Here is a 24,794-nt window from a genome sequence, read left to right on the forward strand (position 1 = left end):
TCCCGGCAGCCGGCTCAGCCGAGCCGCAGCTCCCGCACGACCTGCTCGACGATCGCCTCCTTGCTCGCCTCGACCTGGACGACGAGCGGGTTCTCGTCCGCGCCCGGCTCCTCCAGCGTCGCGAACTGGCTGTCGAGCAGGGCCGGCGGCATGAAATGGTGTTGGCGCGCCGCCATGCGCTGGCCAATCAGCTCGCGCGAGCCCCTGAGATAGACCAGCGCGACATCGGGCCGATCCCCCACGATCACCTCGCGATAGGCCTTCTTCAGCGCCGAGCAGGTGACGATGCCGTTGCCGCCGCTACTGCGCAGTTCGTCGATCCAGGCCGCGATCGCCGCCAGCCAGGGCTTGCGGTCCTCGTCGGTCAGCGGAGTGCCTGAAGACATCTTCGCGACGTTCGCGGGGGGATGGAACGAGTCGGCATCGCGGAAGGGCCAGCCGAGGCGCTCGGCCAGCCGTTCGCCAAGCGAGGTCTTGCCCGAACTCGCCACGCCCATCACGACGATCACCGCCGGCGCGCCGGCGTCCTTGGCGAAAACCATCCGCGTCAGCCCTGCTTCTTCGGCTCGACGTGCCCGCCGAAGCCGGCGCGCATGGCGGAGAGGATTTTTTCGGCGAAGGTGTGGTCCTTGCGCGAGCGGAAGCGGGTGTAGAGCGAGGAGGTCAGCACCTCGGCCGGCGTCGCGGTCTCGATCGCCGCCTGCACCGTCCAGCGCCCCTCGCCCGAATCCGAGACATGGCCGGAATAGGCGCCGAGCTCCTCGTCGGCCGCCAGCGCCTCGGCGGTGAGGTCGAGCAACCAGGAGGTCACGACCGAGCCGCGCCGCCAGACCTCGGCGATCTCGGCGACGTCGAAATCGAAGCCGTATTCCTCCGGCAGGCCGTCCTTCGCCGAGGCGTTGCGCAGGAGGTCGAAGCCCTCGGCGAAGGCCTGCATCATCCCGTATTCGATGCCGTTATGGATCATCTTGACGAAATGGCCGGCGCCGGCCGAGCCGCAATGCAGATAGCCCTGCTCGGCGGTCGGGTTGCGGCCCTCGCGATGCCTGGTCGGCTCGATCCCGCCCTTGCCCGGCGCCAGCGCCTGGAAGATCGGCTCCAGCCGGTCGAAGGTCGCCTTGTCGCCGCCGATCATCAGGCAATAGCCGCGATCGAGCCCGTGCACGCCGCCGGAGGTGCCGATGTCGAGATAGTGCAGGCCCTTGGCTTCGAGCTCGCGCCCGCGCCGGACATCGTCCTTCCAGAAGGCGTTGCCGCCATCGATCAGCGTGTCGCCGGGGCTCATCATCGCCGCGAGGTCTGCGAGCGTCTTCTCGGTGATCTCGCCGGCCGGCAGCATGATCCAGATGGCGCGCGGCGCCTCGAGCTTCGCCACCATCTCCTTGAGATCGCCGACATTGACGGCGCCGTCCTTCGCCAGCGCCTCGCCCGGCTTCGGATCGCGGTCATAGACCACGCAATTGTGCCCGGCGCGGTGCAGCCGCCGGACGATATTGGCTCCCATGCGGCCGAGGCCGACCACTCCAAGCTGCATAGCGAACGCTCCTGCTGCCGGCAGAGAGCCGGCTTTGGCGATGCTAAATGCCCCGATGAAAGCCGGCCGGCAAGCGTTGGCCGGCCGGCACGCCAGCTGCATCCTGTTGTCCGGGCGCTCTGGCGGCCGAGCGAAAGCTTGCCTAAACCGCCCTGGCGCCTTCTGTTCCGAAGGCACGGATATCCACAGCGAAGGCAGGCAAAGGGAGCGTCATGGCGGCCGAAGGCTTCTCTCAGGATCTGGTTCAGGCCGTCGGGCTGCTGGGAGCGGGCGTCATCGCGGTGCCGATCTTCCGCAAGCTCAAGCTCGGCTCGGTGCTCGGCTATTTCGCCGGCGGCCTCGTCATCGGCCCCTCCGGCATCGGCCTGTTCTCCAATCCGGAAAGCGTGCTGCATGTCGCCGAATTCGGCGTCGTCATGTTCCTGTTCATCATCGGGCTGGAGATGCAGCCCTCGCGACTCTGGAACCTGCGCGGCGAGATCTTCGGCCTCGGCGTCGCCCAGGTCGGGCTCTGCGGCGCGCTGCTGACCGGCGTCGGCATTCTCGCCGGGCTAGCTCCAGCCACAGCCTTCATCGCCGGCATGGGCTTCGTGCTATCCTCGACCGCAGTCGTGATGCAGATGCTGAACGAGCGCGGCGAAGCCTCGACGCCGCAGGGCCAGCAGGCGGTATCGATCCTCTTGCTCGAAGACCTCGCCATCGTGCCGCTGCTTGCGGTCGTCGCTGTGCTGGCACCGACGAAGGCTGCCGAGAGTGGCGGCCTCATGCCCCTGCTGATCGGCGCCGGCTCGCTCGTCGGGCTCGTCGTCGCCGGCAAATGGCTGCTCAATCCGATGTTTCGGCTGCTCGCCAATGCGCAGGCCCGCGAGGTCATGACCGGTGCGGCGCTGCTCGTCGTGCTCGGCTCGGCGCTGGCGATGCAACTCGGTGGGCTATCGATGGCGATGGGCGCCTTCCTCGCCGGCGTGCTGCTCTCGGAATCGACCTTCCGCCACCAGCTCGAAGCCGATATCGAGCCGTTCCGCGGCCTGCTGCTCGGCATGTTCTTCCTGGCGGTCGGCATGTCGCTCGATCTCAAGCTGATCGGCCAGGAATGGCGGGTCGTGGCGCTCGGCGTCGCCGCCTTCATGCTGGTCAAGGCGGCCGGCATCTTCATCGTCGCCAAGTTGTTTCGCACCCGCACGCGCAATGCGATCACCCGCGTCGCCTTGTTCTCGCAGGGCGGCGAGTTCGCCTTCGTGCTCTACAGCGCCGCCGCGGCTGCGGGCATTTTCGATGCGCGCATCAACGCCATCGCCAGCGCCATCGTGATCCTGTCGATGGCGCTGACGCCGCTGGTCGTGCTCGCCATCGACCGCTTCATGCCGCCCGAACAGGAATCGCTGGATGGCGTCGAGCATGCCGAGGGTCTGAAGGGGCGCATCCTCGTCGTCGGCTTCGGACGCTTCGGCCAGGTCGCGAGCCAGGCTTTGCTCGCCCGCGGCTGCAGCATCTCGCTGATCGAGACCGATGTGGAGATGATCCAGGCCGCCGCGACCTTCGGCTTCAAGGTCTATTACGGCGACGGTACTCGTGCCGATATCCTGCATGCCTCGGGCGCCCATCAGGCCGAGGCGATCCTGGTCTGCGTCGAGAAGCGCGAGACGGCCAACGCGATCGTGCGGGTCGCGCAGGCCGAGTTCCCGCATGCGAAGCTGTTCGTGCGCGCCTTCGACCGCGGCCATTCGATGGACCTGATCCGCGCCGGCGTCGACTACCAGATTCGCGAGACCTTCGAATCCGCCATGGTCTTCGGCGGCGAGGTCCTGCGCGGGCTGGGCGTGCCGGATGAGGAAGCCGCCGAGATCGTCGATGACGTCCGCCGCCGCGACGCCGAGCGCCTCGATCTCCAGGTCGCCAGCGACATCCATGCCGGGCTCGACCTGCTCCACGGCAACCAGCCGACCCCGGCCCCGCTCACGAAGCCGAAGGCGGCGGGCACGGTCATTGGCGACCTGCCGGATGCGGCCGGCGCCAGGTCCTGAGACCCGGCGCCAACTCCAGTCAGGGAAACATCAGCGGCAATGGCTCGGCCTGCCAGGTGGCGTCGACCGTGAGCAGCCTGACTTCGGCTGGAGCAAGCCCGTCGCCAACGGCCTCGGCAGCGAAGCGCTCGGCGCTGGCCGCCTCTGGAAAGCCGACAGCCAGGACCGTGTTGCCGGACGCGCCTCGCTCGCGGGCGACGAAGCTGAGCTTCGCCCGCCCGTTCAGCCCGAGCCGGCCGATCCGCGCCAGCAGGGCTGCGCGCAGATCCTCGCGCCCCGCCGCGATCTCACAGAGGACGAGCGCCTCCATGACGCTCAACCATTGCGGAAGGTGTAGCTGTAGCCGTTGATCGCCGGCACGCCGCCGAGATGGGCATAGAGCACCTTCGAGCCTGCCGGGAAGAAGCCCTTCTTCACCAGGTCGATCATGCCCTGCATCGATTTCCCCTCATAGACGGGGTCGGTCATCATCCCTTCGAGCCGGGCCGACAGGCGGATCGCCTCGATCGTCTCCTTCGAGGGCACGCCATAGACCGGATAGGCGTAGTCTTCGTTGAGGACGATATCGTCCGCAGTGATCTGCTTGCCGCCGACCAGCTCGGAGGTCTTCTGCGCGATGTCCAGCACTTGCGCCCTGGTCTGCGCCGGCGTGAACGAGGCATCGATGCCGATGACGTTTCGCTGGCGACCATCCCTCGCGAAGCCGACGACCATGCCGGCATGGGTCGAGCCGGTGACGGTGCAGACGACGATGTAATCGAACTTGAAGCCGAGCTCTTCCTCCTGCGCCCTCACCTCCTCGGCGAAGCCGACATAGCCGAGCCCGCCGAACTTGTGCACAGAGGCGCCGGCCGGGATCGCATAGGGCTTGCCGCCCTTGGCCTTGACGTCCTCCAGCGCCTTTTCCCAGCTCGCGCGGATGCCGATGTCGAAGCCCTCGTCGACCAGCTCGACATGGGCGCCCATCACCCGCGACATCAGGATATTGCCGACCCGGTCATAGACCGCGTCCTCATGTGGCACCCAGCTCTCCTGCACGAGGCGGCACTTCATGCCGATCTTGGCGGCGGTCGCCGCGACCATGCGGGTGTGGTTCGACTGCACGCCGCCGATCGAGACCAGCGTGTCGGCGCCGGACGCGATCGCATCCGGGATGATGTATTCGAGCTTGCGCAATTTGTTGCCGCCGAAGGCGAGGCCGGAATTGCAGTCCTCGCGCTTGGCATAGAGCGCGACGCCGCCGCCGAGATGGGCGGACAGGCGCGAGAGCTTCTCGATCGGCGACGGCCCGAAGGTCAGCGGATAGCGTTCGAACTTGGCGAGCATGGCGGGTTTCCCTTCCGAAATGACCCGCAAACGCTAGCAAAACGCCCCTGAAAGGTGCTCCCGAACTTCGCTCCTGGTTTTCTTTTTGCTTCCGTCAGAATCGTAATCTGATAGCTTCTGGCAACATCAGTGGCAGGCAAAGCGGAAGAATCGTTCATGGAGGCCGAACTCGACAAAACCGACCTCAGAATCCTGCGTTTGCTGCAGGCCGACGGGCGCATGGGCAATGCCGAGATCGCCAAGCGCGTGAACACCAGCGCCGCCACCTGCCATCGCCGCATCCAGCGCCTGTTCGCCGAGGGCTACGTCACCGGCGTCAGGGCACAGATCGATCCGCACAAGGTCGAGAAGGGCACGCTCGCCATCGTAGGCGTGGTGCTCGACCGCTCGACGCCGGAGAGCTTCGGCCTGTTCGAGGAGGCGGTGAAGCAGCTTCCCGTCGTGCTCGACTGCCACATCGTCGCCGGCGACTTCGACTATTTCCTCAAGATCCGCGTGCGCGACCTCGCCGATTTCAACAAGCTGCACGCCAAGACGCTGCTGGCGCTGCCCGGCGTGCGCCAGACCCGCACCTTCTTCGTGATGAAGGAGGTCATCGACAACGCGCCGCTGGAGTTTTGAGACCGATTCTCGGCCCCTCGAAAAAAGTTTCGCCGACCGCATTGACTTAGAGTGCACTCGAACTCGTAGCTTCCCGGGCGTCGTGATGAGAAGGCGGCCATGAAGATCGGTGAACTCGCCCGGCGATCGGGACTGTCGGCCCATACGATCCGCTATTACGAGCGGATCGGGCTGCTGCCCTATGCCGACAGGGATCGGTCACGCCAGCGCGACTACGACGCCTCGATCCTGACCTGGATCGATTTCCTCGGCCGGCTCAAGACCACCGGCATGCCGCTCCGCGAGATGCTGCGCTATGCGGCCTTGCGCGAAGAGGGAGCCGGCACGGAAGCCGATCGTCGTGCGTTGCTGGAACGGCACCGCGAGCAGGTTCGCGCTCGCGTCGCCGAACTCGAAGCCTGCCTTCTCGTCCTCGACACCAAGATCGCCGGCTATGCCGACATCGAGAAGAGGATCGAAGACCATGACGCACATCAACGCACACGCCGAAACCAGCAGGCTGGAGCGCGGCCGGCGAGCTCTCGCTGAGATCGACGGCGAGGCCGGACACAAGGTGATCGCGGCGCTCGCCGACATCGCACCCGATTTCGCCAACTACGTGTTCGAATTCTCGTTCGGGGACATCTATTCGCGACCGGGGCTCGACCTGCGCTCCCGCGAGATCGCGACGATCGCGGCGCTGACCGCGCTGGGCAACGCCCAGCCGCAGCTCAAGGTGCATATCGAGGCCGGGCTGAATGTCGGCCTGTCGCGCCAGGAGATCACCGAAGTCATGATCCAGATGGCGGTCTATGCCGGCTTCCCGGCAGCGCTCAACGGGCTGTTCGCGGCGAAGGAGGTCTTCGCCGCGCGCGACCTCGCTGCTTGAGCAGAGGCTGCATCGGACCCGCTGACTCCTGATCAGCGGGGCAGGTCTCCGTCATGCTCGCCCTAGTGGCGAGCATCCACGTCTTGAACACAGCGCTGCGCGAAGGAAGACGTGGATGGCCGGGACAAGCCCGACCATGACGGAAGGCGTTTCCGCTTCAACGCCTTGGCCGCTAGACCTGAATCAACCTCTGAACCTGCGCCCCGTCGAGCTCCGCCATCGGCCCGGCCAGCACGACCTCGCCGCGGTCCATCACGAACATCGTGTCGGCGAGGTCGCGGGCGAAGTCGAAATACTGCTCGACCAGCACGATCGCCATGCCGCCCTTCTGGCGGAGATAGTCGATGGCGCGGCCGATATCCTTGATGATCGAGGGCTGGATGCCCTCGGTCGGCTCGTCCAGCACCAGCAGCCTGGGTCGGGTGACCAGCGCCCGCGCGATCGCGAGCTGCTGCTGCTGGCCACCCGAGAGGTCTCCGCCGCGCCGGCCCAGCATGGACTTCAGCACGGGGAATAGGTCGAACAGTTCGTTCGGGATGAAGCGCTCCTTGCGGGGCAAGGGCGCAAAACCGGTTTCGAGGTTTTCCTTCACCGTCAACAGCGGGAAGACCTCGCGGCCCTGCGGCACATAGGCGATGCCGGCACGGGCCCTGTCCTCGCTGCGCAGCGCCGAGATGTCCTCGCCGTCGAGCCGGATATGCCCACCCGAGATCGGCTGGTGGCCGACGATGGCGCGCATCAGCGAGGTCTTGCCGACGCCGTTGCGACCCATGACGCAGGTGACCTTGCCGATCTCGGCGCTGACCGAGACACGCCGGAGTGCCTGCGCCGCGCCGTAATGGAGATCGATGGCATCCACAGTCAGCATGAGCAGTCGTCCCGCTGCATGAGCTGATCGGAAAACCGATTCTTACTTTTCCCGATCATGCTAGCGCCCCAGATAGACTTCGACCACGCGCTCATTGGCACTAACCTGATCGAGGGGGCCTTCGGCCAGCACCGAACCCTCGTGGAGTACCGTCACCTTCACGCCGAGCTCGCGGATGAAGCCCATGTCGTGCTCGACCACGATCACGGAGTGATCCCGCGCGATCTCCTTGAGCAGCACTGCGGTCTGCGCCGTCTCGCCATCGGTCATGCCGGCAGCCGGCTCGTCGACGAGCAGGAGCTTGGGATCCTGCGCCAGCAGCATGCCGATCTCGAGCCACTGCTTCTGGCCATGCGAGAGCGAGCCGGCGAGCCGCTCGCGCTTGTCGGCGAGCTTGATGATGCCGAGGATCTCGTCGATCCGCTTCTGCTGCGGCCCTTCCGTCTGCCAGAACAGCGTCTTCAGCACCGTGCGCTTCGATTTCAACGCCAGCAGGATGTTGTCCTCGATCGTGTGGAAGTCGAACACCGTCGGCTTCTGGAACTTGCGGCCGATGCCGAGGTTGGCGATCGCCGCCTCGTCGAGCCGGGTCAGATCGACCGAGCCGGCGAACATCACCGTACCCTCATCCGGCCGGGTCTTGCCGGTGATGATGTCCATCATCGTCGTCTTGCCGGCACCGTTCGGGCCGATGATGGCGCGCATCTCGCCAGGCTCGATGGTCAGCGACAGGCCGCGGATCGCCTTGAAGCCGTCGAAGGAGACGCTGACGCCGTCGAGATAGAGCAAGGAAGAGGTCAGCGCGCCGGGTGTGGGAGCGTTCATATCAGCTACTCCGCCGGCGCCGGTTCGGCTGCTGGCAACGCTTCAGGCTTGCGGCGCTGTTCCCACCAGCCCTGCACGGTGCCCAGAATGCCCTTGGGCATGAACAGCGTGACGAAGACGAAGAGCGCGCCGAGCGCGAACAGCCAGTACGGCGCCATGAAGCCGGAGGTGAACACCGTCTTGGCCCAGTTGACGACGACGGCGCCGAGCGCCGCGCCAACCAGCGAGCCGCGCCCGCCGACCGCGACCCAGATCACGGTCTCGATCGAGTTGGCCGGTGCGAATTCGCTGGGATTGATGATGCCGACCTGCGGCACGTAAAGCGCTCCGGCGACACCGGCCATGCAGGCCGAGACGGTGAAAACGAAGAGCTTGAAGCGATCGACCCGGTAACCGAGGAAGCGCGTGCGCGATTCCGCGTCGCGGATCGCGATCACCACCTTGCCGAGCTTGGAGGTGACGATGCCGCGCGCGATCAGGAAGCCCGAGATCAGCATCGTGCAGGTCATCGCGAACAACGCCGCGCGCGTGCCCTGCGCCTGCACGTTGAAGCCGAGGATGTCCTTGAAGTCGGTGAGGCCGTTATTGCCGCCGAAGCCCATGTCGTTGCGGAAGAAGGCGAGCAGCAGCGCATAGGTCAGCGCCTGCGTGATGATCGAGAGATAGACGCCGGTGACCCGGCTGCGGAAGGCGAACCAGCCGAAGACGAAGGCGAGCAGGCCAGGGACCAGCAGCACCATCAGCATGGCGAAGGGGAAGGACGAGAAGCCCCACCAGTACCAGGGCAATTCCCCCCAGTTCAGGAAGACCATGAAATCGGGCAGCACCGGATTGCCGTAGACCCCGCGCGAGCCGATCTGGCGCATCAGGTACATGCCCATCGCATAGCCGCCCAGAGCGAAGAAGGCGCCATGGCCGAGCGAGAGGATGCCGCAATAGCCCCAGACCAGATCGAGCGAGATCGCCAGCAGCGCGTAGCAGAGATATTTGCCCCAGAGCGACATGGTCGCGGTCGAGACATGGAAGGGCGAGCCGGCCGGCATCAAGAGGTTCGCCAGCGGCACCAGCAGGCCGATCGCCGCGACGATGGCGAGGAAGGCGTAGCCCCGCCTGTCCATGTTCGAGAGGAGGAAGCGGGTGATCATGCTTCCACCGCCCTGCCCTTCAGCGCGAACAGGCCGCGCGGGCGCTTCTGGATGAACAGGATGATGAAGACCAGCAGCGCGATCTTGCCGAGCACGGCGCCTGCGTAAGGCTCCAATAGCTTGTTGGCGACGCCGAGGCTCATCGCGCTGATCAGCGTGCCCCAGAGATTGCCGACGCCGCCGAAGACCACGACCATGAAGCTGTCGATGATGTAGCTCTGGCCGAGATTGGGGCTGACATTGTCGATCTGCGAGAGCGCGACGCCGGCAAGGCCCGCAACGCCCGAGCCGAGCCCGAAGGTCAGCGCATCGATCCGGCCGGTGCGGATGCCCATCGCCGAGGCCATGCGCCGGTTCTGGGTGACGGCGCGCATCTGCAGGCCCATCGGCGTCAGCTTCAGGATGGCGAGCAGCGTCAGGAAGACCAGCGCGGCGAAGACGATGATCCAGAGCCGGTTCCAGGTGATGGCGAGGCCCCCCAGCTCGAAGGCGCCGGACATGAAGCTGGGCGCGCCGACCTCGCGATTGGTCGGACCGAAGGCGGTGCGCACCGCCTGCTGCAGGATCAGGCTGATGCCCCAGGTCGCCAGCAGCGTCTCCAGCGGCCGGCCATAGAGGAAGCGGATGACCCCGCGCTCGATCGCGATGCCGACGGCGCCGGCGACGATGAAGGCGGCCGGCAGCGCGATCGCCAGCGACCAGTCGAACAGATAGGGCGCATGCGCCCGGATCAGCTCCTGCACCACGAAGGTGGTGTAGGCGCCGAGCATCACCATCTCGCCATGGGCCATGTTGATCACGCCCATCACGCCGAAGGTGATGGCGAGGCCGATCGCGGCGAGCAGCAGCACCGAGCCGAGCGACAGCCCGTACCAGAGGTTCTGCCCGGCCCGCCACAGAGCGAGCTTGCCCTCGATGTCGGAAATGGCGCGCGCCTGGGCCTCCTTCAGGCCCGGCGTCGCATCGCCCGGCAGGGCGCGCAATGTCGCCAGCGCATCCTGGTCGCCGCGCTCGCGCAGCACATCGACGGCGGCGATGCGGTCGAAGGGCGGCGCGTCGGTCTTGACGATCAGGATTGCGGCCTGCGCCTCGCGCAAGGCCCGGCGCGCCCTGTCGTTGGTTTCCTTGGCGATGGCGGCTTCGAGCACCGGCAGCACCGAGACGTCGCGGGCCCGGAACACCGCCTCGGCCGCCGCAACGCGCCTGGCCGGATCGGGATTGATCAGTCCGAGCCCGCCGAGCGCGCCCTGGATTACCCGCCGCACATTATTGTTGAGCCTGACGGGGCTCAGCCCGGTCGGCGCGGCTGCGAGCACCTGCCCGGTCTTCGCATCGAGATAGCCGCCCTCCTTCGTCTTCACCGCGACCGCGCCGCCGCCGGCGAGCAGCCGGCCATCGGCTAGCGCCTCGATGATCACGGCCGCATTCGGATGGGCGCTCTGGACGAGGATGTCGATCGCGCGCACCGTGTCCGAGAAGCTGTCGGCGTTGAGGCGGGCGAAGGCGTCGTCGGCGCTCTGCGCGAATGCGACGGCCGGCGCGAAGGCGAGCGTCATCGCGAGCGCAAGCATGCGCAGGAGGCTGGGAAGGATCCGCATGTCTCGCTTCGATTGGCTGGTCGGCTGTCGAGCCTGCCGCCGGCCGATCCGGCGGCAGGCTCAGGCAATTCGAAGGGCGGCCGGGCTTTCCGACCGTGCCGCCCTTCCCCCTCTTCAGCTCAGGTGCCGCTGCCGGCGCACTTGCCGGTCTTGACGTTGAAGTTGCCGCACTTCTTCTCGACCCAGTCGCCGATTAGGTCCTTGGAGCCGTCGAGCTCCTTCGACCAGGCGTCGCCAGCGACGAGGCCGGTCTTCGAGACCACGTCGAACTGGCCGTCGGCCTTGATCTCGCCGATCAGCACCGGCTTGGTGATGTGGTGGTTCGGCAGCATCTTCGAGACACCGCCGGTCAGGTTCGGGGCCTCGATGCCGGGCAGCGCGTCGATGACCTTGTCCGGATCGGTGGACTTGGCCTTCTCGACCGCCTTCACCCACATGTTGAAGCCGACGACATGGGCCTCCATCGGGTCATTGGTGACGGCCTTGTCGTTCTTCTTGTAGGCCTTCCACTGCTTGATGAAGGCCTCATTCTCCGGCGTCTTGACCGACTGGAAGTAGTTCCAGGCGGCCAGGTGCCCGACCAGCGGCTTGGTGTCGATGCCGGCAAGCTCTTCCTCGCCGACCGAGAAGGCGACGACCGGGATGTCGGTCGCCTTGATGCCCTGGTTGCCCAGCTCCTTGTAGAAGGGAACGTTGGCGTCGCCGTTAATGGTCGAGACCACGGCGGTCTTCTTGCCGGCGGTGCCGAACTTCTTGATGTCGGAGACGATGGTCTGCCAGTCGGAATGGCCGAACGGCGTGTAGTTGATCAGGATGTCCTCGGACTTCACGCCCTTGGACTTCAGGTACGCCTCGAGGATCTTGTTGGTCGTGCGCGGATAGACATAGTCGGTGCCGGCGAGCACCCAGCGCTCAACCTTCTCTTCCTTGGCGAGATAGTCGACGGCGGGGATCGCCTGCTGGTTCGGCGCGGCGCCGGTATAGAAGACGTTGCGCTCGCTCTCCTCGCCCTCGTACTGGACGGGGTAGAACAGGATCGAGTTCAGCTCCTTGAACACCGGGAGCACCGACTTGCGCGACACGGAGGTCCAGCAGCCGAACACGGCCGCGACCTTGTCCTTGACGATCAGCTCGCGTGCCTTCTCGGCGAAGAGCGGCCAGTTCGAGGCCGGGTCGACGACCACCGCCTCGAGCTTCTTGCCGAGGACGCCGCCCTTCTTGTTCTGCTCCTCGATGAGCATGAGCATGACGTCCTTCAGCGTCGTCTCCGAGATCGCCATGGTGCCGGAGAGCGAGTGCAGGATGCCGACCTTGATGGTCTCTTGCGCCGCCGCCGGCAGCAGCGAGGAGAGAACCGTGGCGCCTGCGAAGGCGGCGCCCATGACCACGCGACGAGTGAGTTTCACTGCGATGTCCCCCGAGGGTCCCTGTTGACCGCGCCCCTCCCGGGCGCAGTTGCCTTGTCGGCTGGCAGAGGGATCGCAAGCGACGTGCCAACCCGGCGAAAGGCCATCTCGGCACCGCAACAAGGCGTGCTCAGGGCAGCTTTCGGAGCGATTTCCTGCGGGCGGGCCGCAATTCGACGCAATGAAGATGCAGCGAGGCCGGACATGGCCACGCATTAGGCAGACCGGTAGCCCAGAAAATAGGCAGAGAGATCACGAGCCCACGCAATGCCCGATTTTATTGCAGTCTCGTGAGCTGTGATCCGCCGAATCTTTACCGTTTACGCCGGCGACGGAATCACCCTAGCCTCCTCTTGTCGGTAACAACTGAAAGGAGGTGATCCAGTGTCTCATTGTCATCAACCGCTGTCGCGGGGGGCGCATGGCCTGGACTCGTCCCATGAGGGGTTCGGTTGCGCGTGAGTTTCCGTGACGCTTAGCCCTGTTACCGGGGCTGCGGTTCGGCAATGGAAGGGCTGCCCGCAAGGGCAGCCCTTCTCCGTTTCGGCCCCCTCGCAAAAGGCTCAACACGAACCCCTCCCCCTTGTGGGGAGGGGGCAGGGGTGGGGGTCGTAAAGCCGGAGCGATCGATGGGGGCTCATGGCGCTGCCGCGGCTGCCGAGCTCTTTCTTCAACGGATCGCCAAGTGGCACCACCCCCATCCCTTCCCCACAAGGGGGAAGGGAGCAGCCCTGGCGATCGGCCTTAGCGTTTCGCGGAACAGTTCTGCACAGGCCGTTCTGGCGCGCTTGGCCGCGCCATGCCAGAACCGTCGCATGTCCTTTGCGCCCAGCCGCTGCTGACGAGGCCCGAGCCTTTGTCCCGTCCCGACGCCGACCTCTCCCGTGACGCCATCCTCGCCTTCATCGAGGAGGAGCGCGCCGCCGGCCGCGAGCCCGGCCGCCGCGACATCGCCAAGGCCTTCCAGCTCGATGGCGGCGGCAAGATCTGGCTGAAGCGCCTGCTGCGCGAGCTCGAGCTGGAGGAGAATGGCGGCTCCGGCCCAGTCAAGCCGCATGCCGCCTTGCCCGCCGTCCTGCTCTGCGAGATCAAGTCGCGCGACCGCGAGGGCGATCTCGTCGCCGCCCCGCTCGAATGGAACGAGGCCGATCAGGGCGAAGCGCCGAAGATCCTGATCGAGCGCCAGCGCGAATTCCGCCGCAAGCCGAAGGCCGTGGCGCCGGCAGCAGCCCCCGGCATAGGCGACCATGTCCTGCTCAAGTTGACGAAGCTGCGCGGCGTCGACGGCTATCAATGGTCAGGCCGCACGCTCAAGGTGATGGGCAAGGCCAAGGCGCAGGTGCTCGGCATCTTCCGCGCCTTGCCCGACGGCTCCGGCCGGCTCGTTCCCGTCGACAAGAAGGCGCAGGGACGCGAGGCTATTGTTCCGAAGAGCCAGACCGGCAACGCCCAGGACGGCGATCTCGTCTCGGTCTCCTTCGCCCGCGAAAGCCGCTTCGGCCCGCCGCAGGCCAGGGTGCGTGAGCGGCTCGGTTCGCTGAAATCCGAGCGCGCGGTCTCGCTGATCGCGATCCACGCCCACGGCATCCCCTACGAGTTCCAGCCGGCGACGATCGCGGAGGCGGAAGCGGCCAAGCCCGCCACCCTCGCCGGCCGCGAGGACTGGCGGGCACTGCCGCTGATCACCATCGATCCGGCCGACGCCAAGGACCATGACGACGCCGTCCACGCCGCGCCGGACGACGACCCCGACAATCCCGGCGGTCACATCGTCACCGTCGCCATCGCCGATGTCGCCTCTTACGTCCGCCCCGGCTCGGCGCTCGACCGCGAGGCGCTGGAGCGCGGCAACTCGGTCTATTTCCCCGACCGCGTCGTGCCGATGCTGCCCGAGCGGATCTCGAACGATCTCTGCTCGCTGCGCGGCGGCGAGGACCGCCCTGCCCTTGCCGTCCGCCTGATCCTCAAGGCCGACGGCTCCAAGAAGAGCCACAGCTTCCATCGCATCATGATGCGCTCGGCGGCGAAGCTCTCCTACCAGCAGGCGCAGGCTGCGATCGACGGCAAGACGGACGATCTCACCGGGCTCATTCGCGACAGCATCCTGATGCCGCTCTGGGCCGCCTATGGCTCGGCCGCCCGCGCTCGCGACGCCCGCCAGCCGCTCGATCTCGATCTGCCCGAGCGCAAGCTCGTCCTCGACGCCGACGGCAAGGTCACCCGCGTGATCGTGCCCGAGCGGCTCGCTGCGCACCGGCTGATCGAGGAGTTCATGATCCTCGCCAACGTCGCCGCGGCCGAGACGTTGGAGAAGGCGAAGAGCCCACTGATCTATCGCTGCCATGATGAGCCCTCGCTCGAAAAGATGCGGGCGCTCGGCGAGGTCCTGGCCTCGATCGGCATCAAGCTGCCCAAGGACGCGGCGCTGCGGCCGGTGCTGTTCAACCGCATCCTCGCCATGATCAAGGGCTCGGAGAACGAGCTCTTGATGAACGAGGTCGTGCTGCGCACCCAGGCGCAGGCCGAATACGTCGCCGAGAATTACGGGCATTTCGGCCTCAACCTGCGCCGTTATGCTCATTTCACCTCGCCGATCCGCCGTTATGCCGACCTGATCGTGCACCGCGCTTTGATCTCAGCGCTGAAGCTCGGCGATGACGGCCTGCCGAAGTCGACCACGCTCGCCGAACTGCGCGAGGTCGCGACCAGGATCTCCGCAGCCGAGCGGCGCGCCATGGCGGCCGAGCGCGAGACCACCGATCGGCTGATCGCGCATTTCCTCGCCGACCAGATCGGTTCGAGCTTCGACGGACGCATCGCCGGCCTCAATCGCGCCGGCCTGTTCGTCAAGCTCGACGACACCGGCGCCGACGGCTTCATTCCGGCCTCGACGCTCGGCGCCGACTACTACCGCCATGACGAGCGCGCTCATGCTTTGGTGGGCGATCGTACCGGTGAAAGCTGGCGCCTCGGCGACCGCGTCCACGTCAAATTGGTCGAGGCGGCCCCCGTCGCCGGAGCGCTGCGATTCGAGTTGCTCACAGAGGGAAGGCCCGCGACATCCGACCGCTCTGGCAAAAGGTCACGGCCTCCTTTACCTATGGGGCGAAAGAAGGGCCGGCCCCCGCCTACACGATCAGGCCGCAGACGCTGATGCCCTGAACCACGAAGACTCTCCATGTCCATACATTGTCACCATCCCAAGCCGGTCCAGGCTCGCGACTGGCGTCAGGCTATGCGTCGCGGCCTCTTCGGCCGTTGCCCGCATTGCGGCCAAGGCAAGCTCTTCCGCGCCTTCCTGAAACCGGTCGATTCCTGCGAGGCCTGCGGCGAGACCCTGCACCACCAGCGGGCCGACGACCTGCCGCCCTATATCGTCATCACCATCGTCGGCCACGTCGTCGTCGGCGGCATCCTGCTGGCGGAGAAATACGCCGACTGGTCGATCGCCCTGCATCTCTGGGTCTGGCTGCCGCTGACCGTCTTCCTCAGCCTGGCGCTGATGCAGCCGGCCAAGGGTGCGGTCATCGGCCTGCAATGGGCGCTGCGCATGCACGGCTTCGGCGGCGCCATGCCCAAGCCCGAGCGCCAGCCCGCCATGAAGGCGATCGGCGGCCGATGAGCGACCACACCATCACCCTGACCCAGGCCGAACGGGCGCGCACCAACGTCAATCTGCGCCCCCGCGACGCCGCGACCATGCTGATTCTCGATCATTCCGGGAAGAAGCCCAGGGTGCTGATGGGCAAGCGCCATGCCGGCCACAAGTTCATGCCGGGCAAATACGTCTTCCCGGGCGGTCGCATCGAGGCGGGCGACCGCCGCATGGCCGCGACCGGCGCCCTCGCCGGCCCTTGCGAGCAGCGCCTGCTCGCACGCTGCGTGCGCCCGAGCCTGCAGCGCGGCCGGGCACTGGCGCTGGCGGCGATCCGCGAGACCTTCGAAGAGACCGGCCTCCTCTTCGGCAGCGCCGACTACGGCTCGCCCGAGAATCCGCCCGAGGGCGTCTGGGCCGACTTCGCCGCCAAGGGCGTCTTCCCCGATCTCGGCGCCATCACCTTCGTCGCCCGCGCCATCACCCCGCCGCGTCGGCCCAAGCGCTTCGACACCCGCTTCTTCGCCGTCGACGCCCGTGCCGTCGCCGGCAAGGTCGAGGGCGTGATCGGCCCCGATTCGGAGCTTACCGACCTTGTCTCCGTCACCTTCGACGAGGCGCGCGAGCTCGACCTGCCGACCATCACCAAGGTGATCATCGCCGAGGTCGAGGAGCGGCTGAAGGCCGGATTCGCCCAGTATCTGCCGGTTCCGTTCTACTGGGAGAAGCGCGGCAGCTTCGTGCGCGAGCTGCTCTGACGGCACCGAGCGGCGGAAAATCCGTGTGCCCGCCCGATATTCCTTGACTTGCCGACGCCGATACGGCATTCCCCGCCCATCGGATTGCCGGGCTCGCCCGGCCATTTTGTTTTCTGCACGGGCCGACGGCGGCCCCATCTGTTCGAGGGCTCCGCCATGGCCAAGGCCGTGACCATCAAGATCAAGCTCATCTCGACCGCGGATACCGGGTACTTCTACGTGACCAAGAAGAACTCGCGTACCATGACCGAGAAGATGTCGAAGAAGAAGTACGACCCCGTCGCGCGCAAGCACGTCGAGTTCAAGGAAACCAAGATTAAGTGAGGCGATCCGCCTAACTGCTTGATCTGGTTTTGAAGAACCGCCCCTCGCAGGGCGGTTTTTTCGTTTTTGGGAGAAGCGCAGCCGGCGCCCGTTTGGGAGTTGCGTGGCGCCGCTCCCCTTGCGTCCCTGACCTCGGATGCCCCGGCCTCAGCCTTCCCCGGCGGAGCGCTCCTTCAGCAGCTCGTTGAGGCGGTCCTGCTTTTCGTTGAGCAGGTCCGACAATCTCTCCTCGCTCCCGGAGCCGGACGCGGCCGTAGCCTGTTCCGTCAGGTCGGAAATCTGTCGGCGCAGCAGCGCGATCAGATCATCCAGCGCTTCGTGGTTGCCGTTGTCCGCCATGACTGCTGTCTCCGTCCTCTCGACGCCGGGCCGTCCCGCAGGCGCTGACCGCAAGGCGGGATCGTGGTTGCCATGCGATAACCCGGCAGCTCACAGATTTGCTCCACAGCGACGCAAATTCAATCGGCGCATTCGCGCCGGCGGATCCCTCTTTCAGAACCTCATCTCGACCCTGCCCTTGAGGGCGTGGTCCCTGGAGCGTTCGCCGATCGCCACCGAGTAGGTCAGGCCCAGCGCGGTGGCGGAGGAGATGCGCCAGTCGAGGCCAGCCTCGGCGAAGAGAGCCTCGCGATCGATTGGGGCGGCGAAGACGCGTGCAGGGGTGGTGCCGGCGACGAAGGCGGTGCGGGACTGCGGTGTGAGCTCGCCGAAACCGTGGCGCCAGCCGAGCATGGCCCGGGCGAACAGCGGCATCGCCCCGATCTGCGCCTCGGCGCGCAGGCCAAGCGTGGTGAAGCCGAGCGTCTGGTCGGAGGACAGGACCCGCAAGGCCGCCGCGCCGCCACGCTCGGTGCCGGCATCGGTCGAGACCCGGATCAGGGCGAGCTGGGCGAAGGGCTCCAGCGCGACGCCGCTGAAGGCGAAGGCGTAGCCGAGCTCGGCGAACCCTTGCGTCACCGAACCCGGGCGCTGCAGCCGCAACAGGTCGCCGAAGCCGCGGATCTGGACCTGGCGACGGATGTCGCTCTCCGACCAGCTATAGGCCGCGCCGACATCGAAGCGCAGGCTGCCGAAGCGTGCGCCGGCATAGAGCGCGGCATGGCCGCTCTCCAACCGGCCCGAGGACAGGCGGGCATCGAGATCGAAGCGGGACTGGCTGTAGCCGCCGGCGACGCCCACTTTGAGCGACGAGCCGGGCGCGTCGTAGAGCATGATATCTGCCCCGAGCAGGGCACCGCCGCTGCGGCGGTTGAGGCTGGCGGCGTTACCGTCGGCATCGGTGTTGCCGGTGCTGCCGAAGGCCGTGCCCCAGAACGCATAGCGCGGCTGCGGCACCGGGGCCGGCATCGTCACCGCCCCCTTGCGGCCCGGCAGGTCGGCCGAGAAGCTCGCGGCGACCTGACCGGGCGCCTGCGTCAGCAGCGGGCCGCGCAGATGGGAGAGAATGGTGTCGCGTACCAGCCGGCTTTCCTCGATCATCACCGAGACCGCCTGGGCATGCGCTTCGCCCGAAAGCAGGTCGAAGCCGGCGCGGGCCTCGGCCGCCGTCGCCGAGATCAGCGCGTCATAGACCGGATTGCCGACGCCCAGGCGCTCCGCCGCGATCGCGATGAAGCCCTGGTTGCGGGTCTGCGCGATGGAGGCGCGACCGGATTCGCCCGGTCCGAACGAGGCGTCATTGCGCATCATCGTCAGCGTGACGTTGTTGCTGTCATAGCCAAGAGACGGCGTCAGGAAGGCGAGGTTCGAGGTCACCGTCGAGAACTGGCCGGTGACCCCGCCCGTAGCGGTCAGGATCGTGTAGCTCGTGCTCGCCGCGTAGTTGCCGTTCTCGGCGAGCACCTGGACCGTCCCGCCCGCGAGTGTCGCCGAGCCCGAGGCGACGATCCTGTCGCTCTGCCCGGCCGCATTGACCTCCACCTGATAGGTCGATCCCGCAGCGAACGAGACGTTGCCCGCCACCGTCAGCGTGCCGATCGAGTTGCCGGGCGCCACCGTCGCGCCGGACTGCGCAGTGACTCCGCCGATCGTGCCCGAGCCGCCGAGCGTGCCACCATCGAGCGTCACCGTGCTCGCAATCGAGCCATTGACCACCAGCTTGCCGGCAGTGACCTTGGTCGCGCCGGAATAGCTGTTTGTGCCCGTCAGCGTCAGTGTGCCGCTGCCAGCCTTGGTCACGCCGCCCGTGCCGGAGATCGTGCCGGAGAACGTGGTCGAGCTGTTGTCCGATCCAGCCGTCAGCGTGCCGCTGCCGAGCGCGACCGTGCCGGCGCCGGCGAGCGAGCCGATCGTCTGGCTGAAGCCGGCGAGATCGAGCGTCGCGCCTGATGCCACCGTGAAGGCCGAGTTCTGCGAGAATGCGCCGGACTGACCCGCCCGCAAGGTGCCGCCGGACACGGTCGTCGCGCCCGAATAGCTGTGCGTGCCCTTGAGCACCAGCGTGCCGGCGCCGGCCTTCGACAGCGCACCCGTGCCCGAGAAGGACTGCGCGACCGAGAAGGTGTTGCCGGCCTCGACGATGTCGAAGCCGCCGCCATTGGCGCCGAAGACGATATTGCGGGTCAGCTCGTGCAGCAGCGTGTCGGTCACCTGCAGCACGCCGCCATCCAGCGTCAGCGACCCTGAGGTCGCGCCGAGCCGGCTCTCCTTCGAGATGCTGATCGCCCCGCCCGCGATCGTGGTGTCGCCAGTATAGCTATTGCCCTCGGTCAGCGTCAGCGTGCCGGTGCCGACCTTCCTGATGCTGCCATCGCCAGAGATCATGCCGTTGAAGGTGGTCGAGGCGTTGGTCGCGCCGGTCTCCAGCGTCGAGCCTTGCGCGATCCGGATCTGGCCGGCGCCAGCGATCGAGCCGGCGGTGACCGTGCCGAGCGTGTCGTTGACGTTGAGCGAGGCGCCCGCCGCGATAGTGTAGTCGGACGCCGCCGACATGGCCTGCGCACCATCGATGAGGAGCTCGCCGGCCGCAATCGTGGTCGCGCCCGAATAAGTGCTGGCGCCGGACAGGGTGAGCTGGCCGTCCCCGCTCTTGGTCAGCCCGCCGGTGCCGGAGATCGTGCCGGACAGCGCCAAGGTATAGCCGCTATCGACTTCGATGCCGCCGCTGGCGCTACCCAGCGTCACCGTGCGTGCGGAGGAGAAGCTGCCACCGGTAACCAGCAGCGTGCCGCCGTCCAGCGTCAAGCCGCCCGAGGCCGCGCCGAGATTGACGTCCGCCCCGACTACGAGCCAGCCAGCGGATATCGTCGTCCCACCGGCATAGCTATTGTTCCCGGTCAGGACCAGTGTGCCACTGCCGAGCTTGGTCAAGCCGCCCGTGCCGCCGAGACTGGCCGAGACGGCGATATAGTGGCCACCGCTGTCGATGAAGGCGCCGTTGGCGCCGATGGTCACCACGCCGGCGCTGTCGAGGAACGAGGACTGGTTCGTGCGCGCGCGCAGGACGCCGCCGTCCAGATTGAGCGTGCTTCCGGGGTTGACGATGACGTAGTTGGCCTCGACCACGCCACGGCCGCTGCTGGCATCGCCGAGCAGGTTCAGCGTGCCGCCGTAAAGGTTCAGCCAAGTCGTTCCGACATGGCCGCCCTTTTCGACGGTCGCCGTTCCGTTGCCGCCAATTTCGATGCCGTTGTTGCTCTGCCAGATCGAGCCGGTGCCCGTGACCGTCACCGCGCCGGTGCCGGAGCCGTTTTTTCCGACCTGGCTGAGGACGGCCTGGACTATTCCGCCATCGGCGATGGTCAGCGTGCCGGAGCCGTCATGGCCGACATCGAGGATGCCGGCGACGGTCCAGCGCGAATCTGGGCCGGTCACCGTCACCGTGCCGGTGCTGCCCGAGGCGTAGCCGATATAGCCGGACGTGTTCCTGACCGCGCCGCCATCCTCGATGGTCAGCGTGCCGGTGCCGGCCGAGCCGACATAAAGCTCCCCGGTTTCGGCCGAGACGTTGCTGATGGTCCAGGCCGAGCCCGCGCCGGTCACCTTCACCGTGCCGGTCGAACCGGCCTGCATACCGATGAAGCCACCCGCGCCGGCGGTGGTGACCACGCCGCCAGCGGCGATGGTCAGCGTGCCGGTGCCCTGATAGCCGACATAGAGTTCGGTGCTGTTGCTCCAGCGCGAGCCGGCGCCGGTCACCGTCACCGTGCCGGTGCTGCCGGCCTGGGAGCCGACACGGGCGTTGGTGTTCGAGACCTTGCCGCCACTCTCGACGGCCAGCGTGCCGGTGCCGGCGTAGCCGACAAAGAGCTCGGCGCTGTTGGTCCAGGTCGAGCCGGCGCCGGTCACCGTCACCGTGCCGGTGCTGCCGGCATTCCTGCCGACATAGCCGACCGTGTTCGAGACCTTGCCGCCATTCTCGACGATCAGCGTCCCGGTACCGTCAAGGCCGACACGCAACCCACCACTGTTGGTCCAGGTCGAGCCGGCGCCTGTCACGGTCACCGAGCCGATGCCGGAGAAACCGCTGCTGGCGCCAAAGTAGCCGAGATTGCCGACCGTGTTCGAAACCTTGCCGCCATCTGCGATGGTCAGCGTACCGATGCCGGTGTAGCCGACATGAAGACTGCCAGAATTTGTCCAGCTCGAGCCGGCACCGGTCACTGTCATCGTGCCAGCGGTAGAGCTGCCGCTGACATAGCCGGAGCCGCTCGACACCTTGCCGCCATTCTCGATTGTGACCGTGGCGGTGCCCACCCCGCCGACAGAAAGATCGTAAGTCATGGTCCAGGTCGAGCCGGCACCGGTCACCGTCGCCGAGGCGCTGCCGCTGTTGATGCCGAGCCGGCCACTGGCGCTCGAAACGGCGCCGCCATCCTCGATCCTCAGCACGCCGGCGCGCGTGATAACGAGATTGCCGCTCGTGGTCCAGGTCGAGCCGGCACCCGTCACTGTCACCGTGCCGGTGCTGCCGGACCCTCCGGCGATTGTGCCATCGGTATTCGAGACCGCGCCGCCATCCGCGATCGTCAGCGTGCCGTTGCCAACCCAGAGTCTACTGCCATTGGTCCAGGTCGAGCCGGCCCCGGTCACCGTCACGGTGCCGCTGCCGCCGTTGTAGCCGACATAGCCAATGTTGCTGTTCGAGACTGTGCCGCCATTCTCGATGCTCAGCGTGCCGGTGCCGTAATTGCCGACATGGAGGTCGCCGCTATTGGTCCAGGTCGAGCCGGCCCCGGTCACCGTCGCCGTGCCGGTGCCGCCGGCGTTGTAGCCGAGGTAACCAATCGTGTTCGAGACCGTGCCGCCATTCGAGACGGTGAGCGTGCCGCTGCCGTCACGGCCGACATGGAGCTCGCCGCTATTGGTCCAGGTCGAGCCAGGGCCGGTCACTGTCACCGTGCCGGTGCCGCCGGCGTTGTGGCCGATATTGCCAACAACGTTCGAGACCTTGCCGCCATCGGCGATGGTCAGCGTCCCCGTGCCGCTGTTGCCGACCACGAGTCCGGCGCTGTTGGTCCAGGTCGAGCCGGCGCCGGTCACCGTGACCGTGCCAGTCTTGGTGCCGGCGTAGCCGACATAGGCAGCGGCGCTCGACACCGTACCGCCATTCTCAATCGTCAACCTGCCGGTGCCGGCATAACCGACATTGAGGTCGCCGCTGTTGGTCCAGGTCGAGCCGGTCCCGGTTACCGTCGCCGTGCCGACCCCGGAGAAGTAGTCGCCGAGATTGGCACCCGTGTTTGAAACCGTGCCGCCATTCGCGATGGTCAGCGTCCCGCTGCCTGACCTGCCGAGAATGATCTGGCCGCTATTCCAGGTCGAGCCGGCGCCGGTCACCGTTACCGTGCCGGTGCCGCCGTCATTGAGGCCGACAAGGCCGACGCTGTTGGTGACACGGCCACCATTCTCGATGGTCAGGGTACCGGCGCCATAATAGCCGACATAAAGATCACCGGCATTGGCCCAGCTCGAGCCGGCACCGGTCACCGTCACCGTACCGGTGCTGCCGGTATTGTAGCCGAGATTGGCGCGGCCATTGCTGACCGTGCCGCCATTCTCGATCGTCAGCGTTCCCGTGCCGTAGTCGCCGACGAAGAGTTCCCCGCCGGCGAGGTCCCAGCTCGTCAGCGGCGGCGCGGGTATCCCTGGATTGAGGTCGCCGCTGCCGGTCACCGATTGGGCATGCGCGGCAGGCACGGCGGCGAGCAGAGCCATGCCGAGCGCGAGTTGCGAAACGGACTGATGCAGCCACGCCGGCCGCCAACCGCGCGCCGGCAGCATCCGCGCCAGCTTCAGATCGTTCCGCATCGACAAATCGGGCCCCAACCGCAGCGGGAAGCTCAGGCCTCCTCGCGCGCAAGGCAATGAACAGCCGTTCACAACCCGCCAAATCGATGGGGTGTGGCACGGATGGTACATGACGATTGCGCCCCGCACCGGACTGGCCGGCGCCGGCATGCGGGATCTTGCCGATGTCGAGAATGCCCGTGCCGAGGCGGGCATGGGCGCGGGGGAAGGCCCCTGCCCTCCGAATGTCCCGCTCGCCTCCTCCCGTCAGAATGTCAGGCGATTGGCCGCTCCCGTGGTGGTCGAACGCCTAGGGTCTATCGCTCAGCGGCGGCAAGGGCCGCCCTCTCGTCCTGGCGCTCACGCCCGCAGTCGCGACGGTGCCGGACCTCATACCCCCAACCGCGAACAGAAAAACGTTTCGATTCTTAGTCTTTGCGGCAAACAAGTCGTAGTCACGATAGTCGACCCCCTGAAACCGGCCTGCCGACCCCAGCGTAAACAGCTTGGGTGGGTTGCAGGGAGATCTGACCATGCAGGCCAAGATTACTGGACCTCTTGCAGGCTGCATCTTGCTGGCAGTCTGCAATACCGCCCCCACATCGGCCATCGCCGAAGATGTCTGTGCAGGGTTGAGCGGAACAGGACGATCCGACTGCCTGAAGCTTTCGGCGCGGATCAAGTCGCAGCTGATGCTGCAATACAGCTCGCTCGGCGTCGGCTCTGGCAATAGCGTCAGCGGTGGCTCCGGCACATCCGGCGCCGGTATTGGCGGCGGCGACGGTGGCGGCCGCGGCGGCAATGGGCCCTCAGGCGGCGGCAATGGCAGCGGGTCATCGGCCAGCAGCAATGGCGGCGTAGCCACCGCTCCCGGTGGCGGCACGTCGCCTGGAGGTGGAACCGGCTCGCGCGGCATCGGGCTTGGCGTGACAGCCGGCATCGACGCAGGCGGCACCCGCACAGGCGCCCGGGTCGGCGCCGGGGTGAACACCAGGGGCATCGGCGCGACCGCGGGGCTCGGCGCTGATATCGGCGGCAACTCGGTCAATGGCGGCCTCGTCGCTGGCGCCAATTACGGGAACATCGGCGTCGGCCTCGGCGCGGGAGCGAATGTCGCGGGCGCCAATGTCGGCGCGGGCGTCGGCACCAGCGTCAATGGCGGCGGCTTGGGAGCCGGCACTGGAGCAGGAGCCAGCGTCGCGGGCGCCAATGTCGGTGCTGGTGTCAGCGCCGGAGCCGGTAACAGCGGATTGGGAGCAGGCCTCGGGGCCGGAGCCGACGTCGGTGGCGTCAACGCCGGCGCGGGTATCGGTGCAGGCGCCAACAGCAGCGGCGTGGGAGCCGACGTCGGGGCCGGAGCGAATGTCGGAGGAACCAGCGCCAGTGCCGGCGTCGGGGCCAGCGCCAACAATAGCGGCGTCGGCGCCGGGGCCAATGTCGGCGGAACCAGCGCCAGCGCGGGCGTCGGCGCAGCCGCGAACAGCGGCGGCTTCGGAGCAGGTGTCGGAGCCAGCGTCGGGGGCGCTAGCGTCGGTGCCGGCGCCGGTCTCGGTGGCGGCGGGCTGGGTGCCGGCCTCGGAGCGAATGTCGGCGGGCTGGGCGTCGGCGTAGGCGCCGGCGCCGGCAGCGGTGGATCGTCGACCGGGTCGGACGGCTCCACCCCGAGGTGAAGCC

At 67.1% G+C, this 24,794-nt stretch carries 20 protein-coding genes; 9 read left to right on the top strand and 11 right to left on the bottom strand.

Annotation, left to right across the window (positions count from 1 at the left end; translation table 11 throughout):
- Window positions 1-14 precede the first annotated feature (14 nt).
- Together AC3WLC_RS18095 and gnd are read right to left on the bottom strand one after the other, a co-directional pair.
- Complete coding sequence (locus AC3WLC_RS18095) at window positions 15-542, bottom strand: gluconokinase (RefSeq protein ID WP_493685283.1); 528 nt, start codon at window positions 540-542, stop codon at window positions 15-17.
- Between the two features lie 5 nt (window positions 543-547).
- The gene (gene gnd / locus AC3WLC_RS18100; protein WP_493685284.1) at window positions 548-1,534 is read right to left on the bottom strand and encodes a phosphogluconate dehydrogenase (NAD(+)-dependent, decarboxylating); all 987 of its coding nucleotides are present in this window, start codon (window positions 1,532-1,534) and stop codon (window positions 548-550) included.
- A 212-nt stretch (window positions 1,535-1,746) separates the two neighbouring features.
- On the opposite strand from gnd, the gene AC3WLC_RS18105 reads away from it, so the two are divergent.
- Window positions 1,747-3,558 carry a monovalent cation:proton antiporter-2 (CPA2) family protein gene (locus tag AC3WLC_RS18105; protein ID WP_493685285.1) on the top strand — a complete coding sequence of 604 codons (1,812 nt, stop codon included), beginning with the start codon at window positions 1,747-1,749 and terminating at the stop codon, window positions 3,556-3,558.
- A gap of 19 nt (window positions 3,559-3,577) precedes the next feature.
- On the opposite strand, the gene AC3WLC_RS18110 is transcribed toward AC3WLC_RS18105, so the two are convergent.
- Together AC3WLC_RS18110 and AC3WLC_RS18115 are read right to left on the bottom strand one after the other, a co-directional pair.
- Window positions 3,578-3,868, bottom strand: a complete 291-nt coding sequence (locus AC3WLC_RS18110; protein ID WP_493685286.1) for a hypothetical protein — start codon at window positions 3,866-3,868, stop codon at window positions 3,578-3,580.
- Between the two features lie 5 nt (window positions 3,869-3,873).
- A complete protein-coding gene (locus tag AC3WLC_RS18115; protein ID WP_493685287.1) occupies window positions 3,874-4,884 on the bottom strand; it encodes a 1-aminocyclopropane-1-carboxylate deaminase in 1,011 nt (336 codons plus the stop codon).
- 156 nt (window positions 4,885-5,040) lie between these two features.
- On the opposite strand from AC3WLC_RS18115, the gene AC3WLC_RS18120 reads away from it, so the two are divergent.
- The 3 genes from AC3WLC_RS18120 (at window position 5,041) to AC3WLC_RS18130 (ending at window position 6,373) form a co-directional block, all read left to right on the top strand.
- Complete coding sequence (locus AC3WLC_RS18120; RefSeq protein ID WP_493685288.1) at window positions 5,041-5,505, top strand: Lrp/AsnC family transcriptional regulator; 465 nt, start codon at window positions 5,041-5,043, stop codon at window positions 5,503-5,505.
- Between the two features lie 99 nt (window positions 5,506-5,604).
- Window positions 5,605-6,033 carry a MerR family transcriptional regulator gene (locus AC3WLC_RS18125; protein WP_493685289.1) on the top strand — a complete coding sequence of 143 codons (429 nt, stop codon included), beginning with the start codon at window positions 5,605-5,607 and terminating at the stop codon, window positions 6,031-6,033.
- Entirely contained in the window at window positions 5,969-6,373 is a 405-nt protein-coding gene (locus AC3WLC_RS18130) for a carboxymuconolactone decarboxylase family protein (protein WP_493685290.1), read from the top strand. Before AC3WLC_RS18125 ends, AC3WLC_RS18130 begins: the two co-directional genes overlap by 65 nt.
- A 172-nt stretch (window positions 6,374-6,545) precedes the next feature.
- Here the strand turns inward: AC3WLC_RS18130 and urtE are convergent, their stop codons facing one another.
- The 5 genes from urtE to urtA all read right to left on the bottom strand — a co-directional run bounded on the left by urtE (window position 6,546) and on the right by urtA (window position 12,191).
- Window positions 6,546-7,241: an urea ABC transporter ATP-binding subunit UrtE gene (gene urtE / locus AC3WLC_RS18135; RefSeq protein ID WP_346359124.1), complete on the bottom strand. Its 696-nt coding sequence runs from the start codon at window positions 7,239-7,241 to the stop codon at window positions 6,546-6,548.
- 60 nt (window positions 7,242-7,301) lie between these two features.
- A complete protein-coding gene (urtD, locus tag AC3WLC_RS18140) occupies window positions 7,302-8,066 on the bottom strand; it encodes an urea ABC transporter ATP-binding protein UrtD (protein WP_493685291.1) in 765 nt (254 codons plus the stop codon).
- A 5-nt stretch (window positions 8,067-8,071) separates the two neighbouring features.
- On the bottom strand, window positions 8,072-9,211 hold the full coding sequence (urtC, locus tag AC3WLC_RS18145; RefSeq protein ID WP_493685292.1) for an urea ABC transporter permease subunit UrtC: 1,140 nt from the start codon (window positions 9,209-9,211) through the stop codon (window positions 8,072-8,074).
- Window positions 9,208-10,809: an urea ABC transporter permease subunit UrtB gene (urtB, locus tag AC3WLC_RS18150; RefSeq protein WP_493685293.1), complete on the bottom strand. Its 1,602-nt coding sequence runs from the start codon at window positions 10,807-10,809 to the stop codon at window positions 9,208-9,210. The genes urtC and urtB overlap by 4 nt, the downstream gene beginning before the upstream one ends.
- Before the next feature lie 119 nt (window positions 10,810-10,928).
- Window positions 10,929-12,191 (bottom strand): urea ABC transporter substrate-binding protein, encoded by a 1,263-nt coding sequence (urtA, locus tag AC3WLC_RS18155; protein WP_493685407.1) that lies wholly within the window; start codon window positions 12,189-12,191, stop codon window positions 10,929-10,931.
- A gap of 823 nt (window positions 12,192-13,014) precedes the next feature.
- Here urtA and rnr point away from each other — a divergent pair.
- The 4 genes from rnr to rpmG all read left to right on the top strand — a co-directional run bounded on the left by rnr (window position 13,015) and on the right by rpmG (window position 16,892).
- Window positions 13,015-15,369 (top strand): ribonuclease R, encoded by a 2,355-nt coding sequence (gene rnr / locus AC3WLC_RS18160; protein WP_493685294.1) that lies wholly within the window; start codon window positions 13,015-13,017, stop codon window positions 15,367-15,369.
- A 24-nt stretch (window positions 15,370-15,393) separates the two neighbouring features.
- The gene (locus AC3WLC_RS18165) at window positions 15,394-15,837 is read left to right on the top strand and encodes a DUF983 domain-containing protein (protein ID WP_493685295.1); all 444 of its coding nucleotides are present in this window, start codon (window positions 15,394-15,396) and stop codon (window positions 15,835-15,837) included.
- Window positions 15,834-16,568 carry an NUDIX hydrolase gene (locus AC3WLC_RS18170; protein WP_493685296.1) on the top strand — a complete coding sequence of 245 codons (735 nt, stop codon included), beginning with the start codon at window positions 15,834-15,836 and terminating at the stop codon, window positions 16,566-16,568. The genes AC3WLC_RS18165 and AC3WLC_RS18170 overlap by 4 nt, the downstream gene beginning before the upstream one ends.
- 156 nt (window positions 16,569-16,724) lie before the next feature.
- The gene (gene rpmG / locus AC3WLC_RS18175; RefSeq protein ID WP_091828458.1) at window positions 16,725-16,892 is read left to right on the top strand and encodes a 50S ribosomal protein L33; all 168 of its coding nucleotides are present in this window, start codon (window positions 16,725-16,727) and stop codon (window positions 16,890-16,892) included.
- A 147-nt stretch (window positions 16,893-17,039) separates the two neighbouring features.
- Here the strand turns inward: rpmG and AC3WLC_RS18180 are convergent, their stop codons facing one another.
- A complete protein-coding gene (locus AC3WLC_RS18180) occupies window positions 17,040-17,231 on the bottom strand; it encodes a hypothetical protein (protein WP_493685297.1) in 192 nt (63 codons plus the stop codon).
- A gap of 153 nt (window positions 17,232-17,384) precedes the next feature.
- Window positions 17,385-23,141 carry an autotransporter domain-containing protein gene (locus AC3WLC_RS18185; RefSeq protein WP_493685298.1) on the bottom strand — a complete coding sequence of 1,919 codons (5,757 nt, stop codon included), beginning with the start codon at window positions 23,139-23,141 and terminating at the stop codon, window positions 17,385-17,387.
- A gap of 671 nt (window positions 23,142-23,812) precedes the next feature.
- Here AC3WLC_RS18185 and AC3WLC_RS18190 point away from each other — a divergent pair.
- The gene (locus AC3WLC_RS18190; protein WP_493685299.1) at window positions 23,813-24,790 is read left to right on the top strand and encodes a hypothetical protein; all 978 of its coding nucleotides are present in this window, start codon (window positions 23,813-23,815) and stop codon (window positions 24,788-24,790) included.
- The last annotated feature ends 4 nt before the right edge of the window (window positions 24,791-24,794 follow it).

Source organism: Allobosea sp. GW821-FHT03A12 (genome assembly GCF_058986765.1).

What these genes read in the sequence shown, in the direction of transcription:
- AC3WLC_RS18095 (WP_493685283.1), bottom strand. Translation starts at nt 542, where the DNA reads ATGGTTTTCGCCAAGGACGCCGGCGCGCCGGCGGTGATCGTCGTGATG.
- gnd (WP_493685284.1), bottom strand. Translation starts at nt 1,534, where the DNA reads ATGCAGCTTGGAGTGGTCGGCCTCGGCCGCATGGGAGCCAATATCGTC.
- AC3WLC_RS18105 (WP_493685285.1), top strand. Translation starts at nt 1,747, where the DNA reads ATGGCGGCCGAAGGCTTCTCTCAGGATCTGGTTCAGGCCGTCGGGCTG.
- AC3WLC_RS18110 (WP_493685286.1), bottom strand. Translation starts at nt 3,868, where the DNA reads ATGGAGGCGCTCGTCCTCTGTGAGATCGCGGCGGGGCGCGAGGATCTG.
- AC3WLC_RS18115 (WP_493685287.1), bottom strand. Translation starts at nt 4,884, where the DNA reads ATGCTCGCCAAGTTCGAACGCTATCCGCTGACCTTCGGGCCGTCGCCG.
- AC3WLC_RS18120 (WP_493685288.1), top strand. Translation starts at nt 5,041, where the DNA reads ATGGAGGCCGAACTCGACAAAACCGACCTCAGAATCCTGCGTTTGCTG.
- AC3WLC_RS18125 (WP_493685289.1), top strand. Translation starts at nt 5,605, where the DNA reads ATGAAGATCGGTGAACTCGCCCGGCGATCGGGACTGTCGGCCCATACG.
- AC3WLC_RS18130 (WP_493685290.1), top strand. Translation starts at nt 5,969, where the DNA reads ATGACGCACATCAACGCACACGCCGAAACCAGCAGGCTGGAGCGCGGC.
- urtE (WP_346359124.1), bottom strand. Translation starts at nt 7,241, where the DNA reads ATGCTGACTGTGGATGCCATCGATCTCCATTACGGCGCGGCGCAGGCA.
- urtD (WP_493685291.1), bottom strand. Translation starts at nt 8,066, where the DNA reads ATGAACGCTCCCACACCCGGCGCGCTGACCTCTTCCTTGCTCTATCTC.
- urtC (WP_493685292.1), bottom strand. Translation starts at nt 9,211, where the DNA reads ATGATCACCCGCTTCCTCCTCTCGAACATGGACAGGCGGGGCTACGCC.
- urtB (WP_493685293.1), bottom strand. Translation starts at nt 10,809, where the DNA reads ATGCGGATCCTTCCCAGCCTCCTGCGCATGCTTGCGCTCGCGATGACG.
- urtA (WP_493685407.1), bottom strand. Translation starts at nt 12,191, where the DNA reads ATGGGCGCCGCCTTCGCAGGCGCCACGGTTCTCTCCTCGCTGCTGCCG.
- rnr (WP_493685294.1), top strand. Translation starts at nt 13,015, where the DNA reads ATGCCAGAACCGTCGCATGTCCTTTGCGCCCAGCCGCTGCTGACGAGG.
- AC3WLC_RS18165 (WP_493685295.1), top strand. Translation starts at nt 15,394, where the DNA reads ATGTCCATACATTGTCACCATCCCAAGCCGGTCCAGGCTCGCGACTGG.
- AC3WLC_RS18170 (WP_493685296.1), top strand. Translation starts at nt 15,834, where the DNA reads ATGAGCGACCACACCATCACCCTGACCCAGGCCGAACGGGCGCGCACC.
- rpmG (WP_091828458.1), top strand. Translation starts at nt 16,725, where the DNA reads ATGGCCAAGGCCGTGACCATCAAGATCAAGCTCATCTCGACCGCGGAT.
- AC3WLC_RS18180 (WP_493685297.1), bottom strand. Translation starts at nt 17,231, where the DNA reads ATGGCGGACAACGGCAACCACGAAGCGCTGGATGATCTGATCGCGCTG.
- AC3WLC_RS18185 (WP_493685298.1), bottom strand. Translation starts at nt 23,141, where the DNA reads ATGCGGAACGATCTGAAGCTGGCGCGGATGCTGCCGGCGCGCGGTTGG.
- AC3WLC_RS18190 (WP_493685299.1), top strand. Translation starts at nt 23,813, where the DNA reads ATGCTGCAATACAGCTCGCTCGGCGTCGGCTCTGGCAATAGCGTCAGC.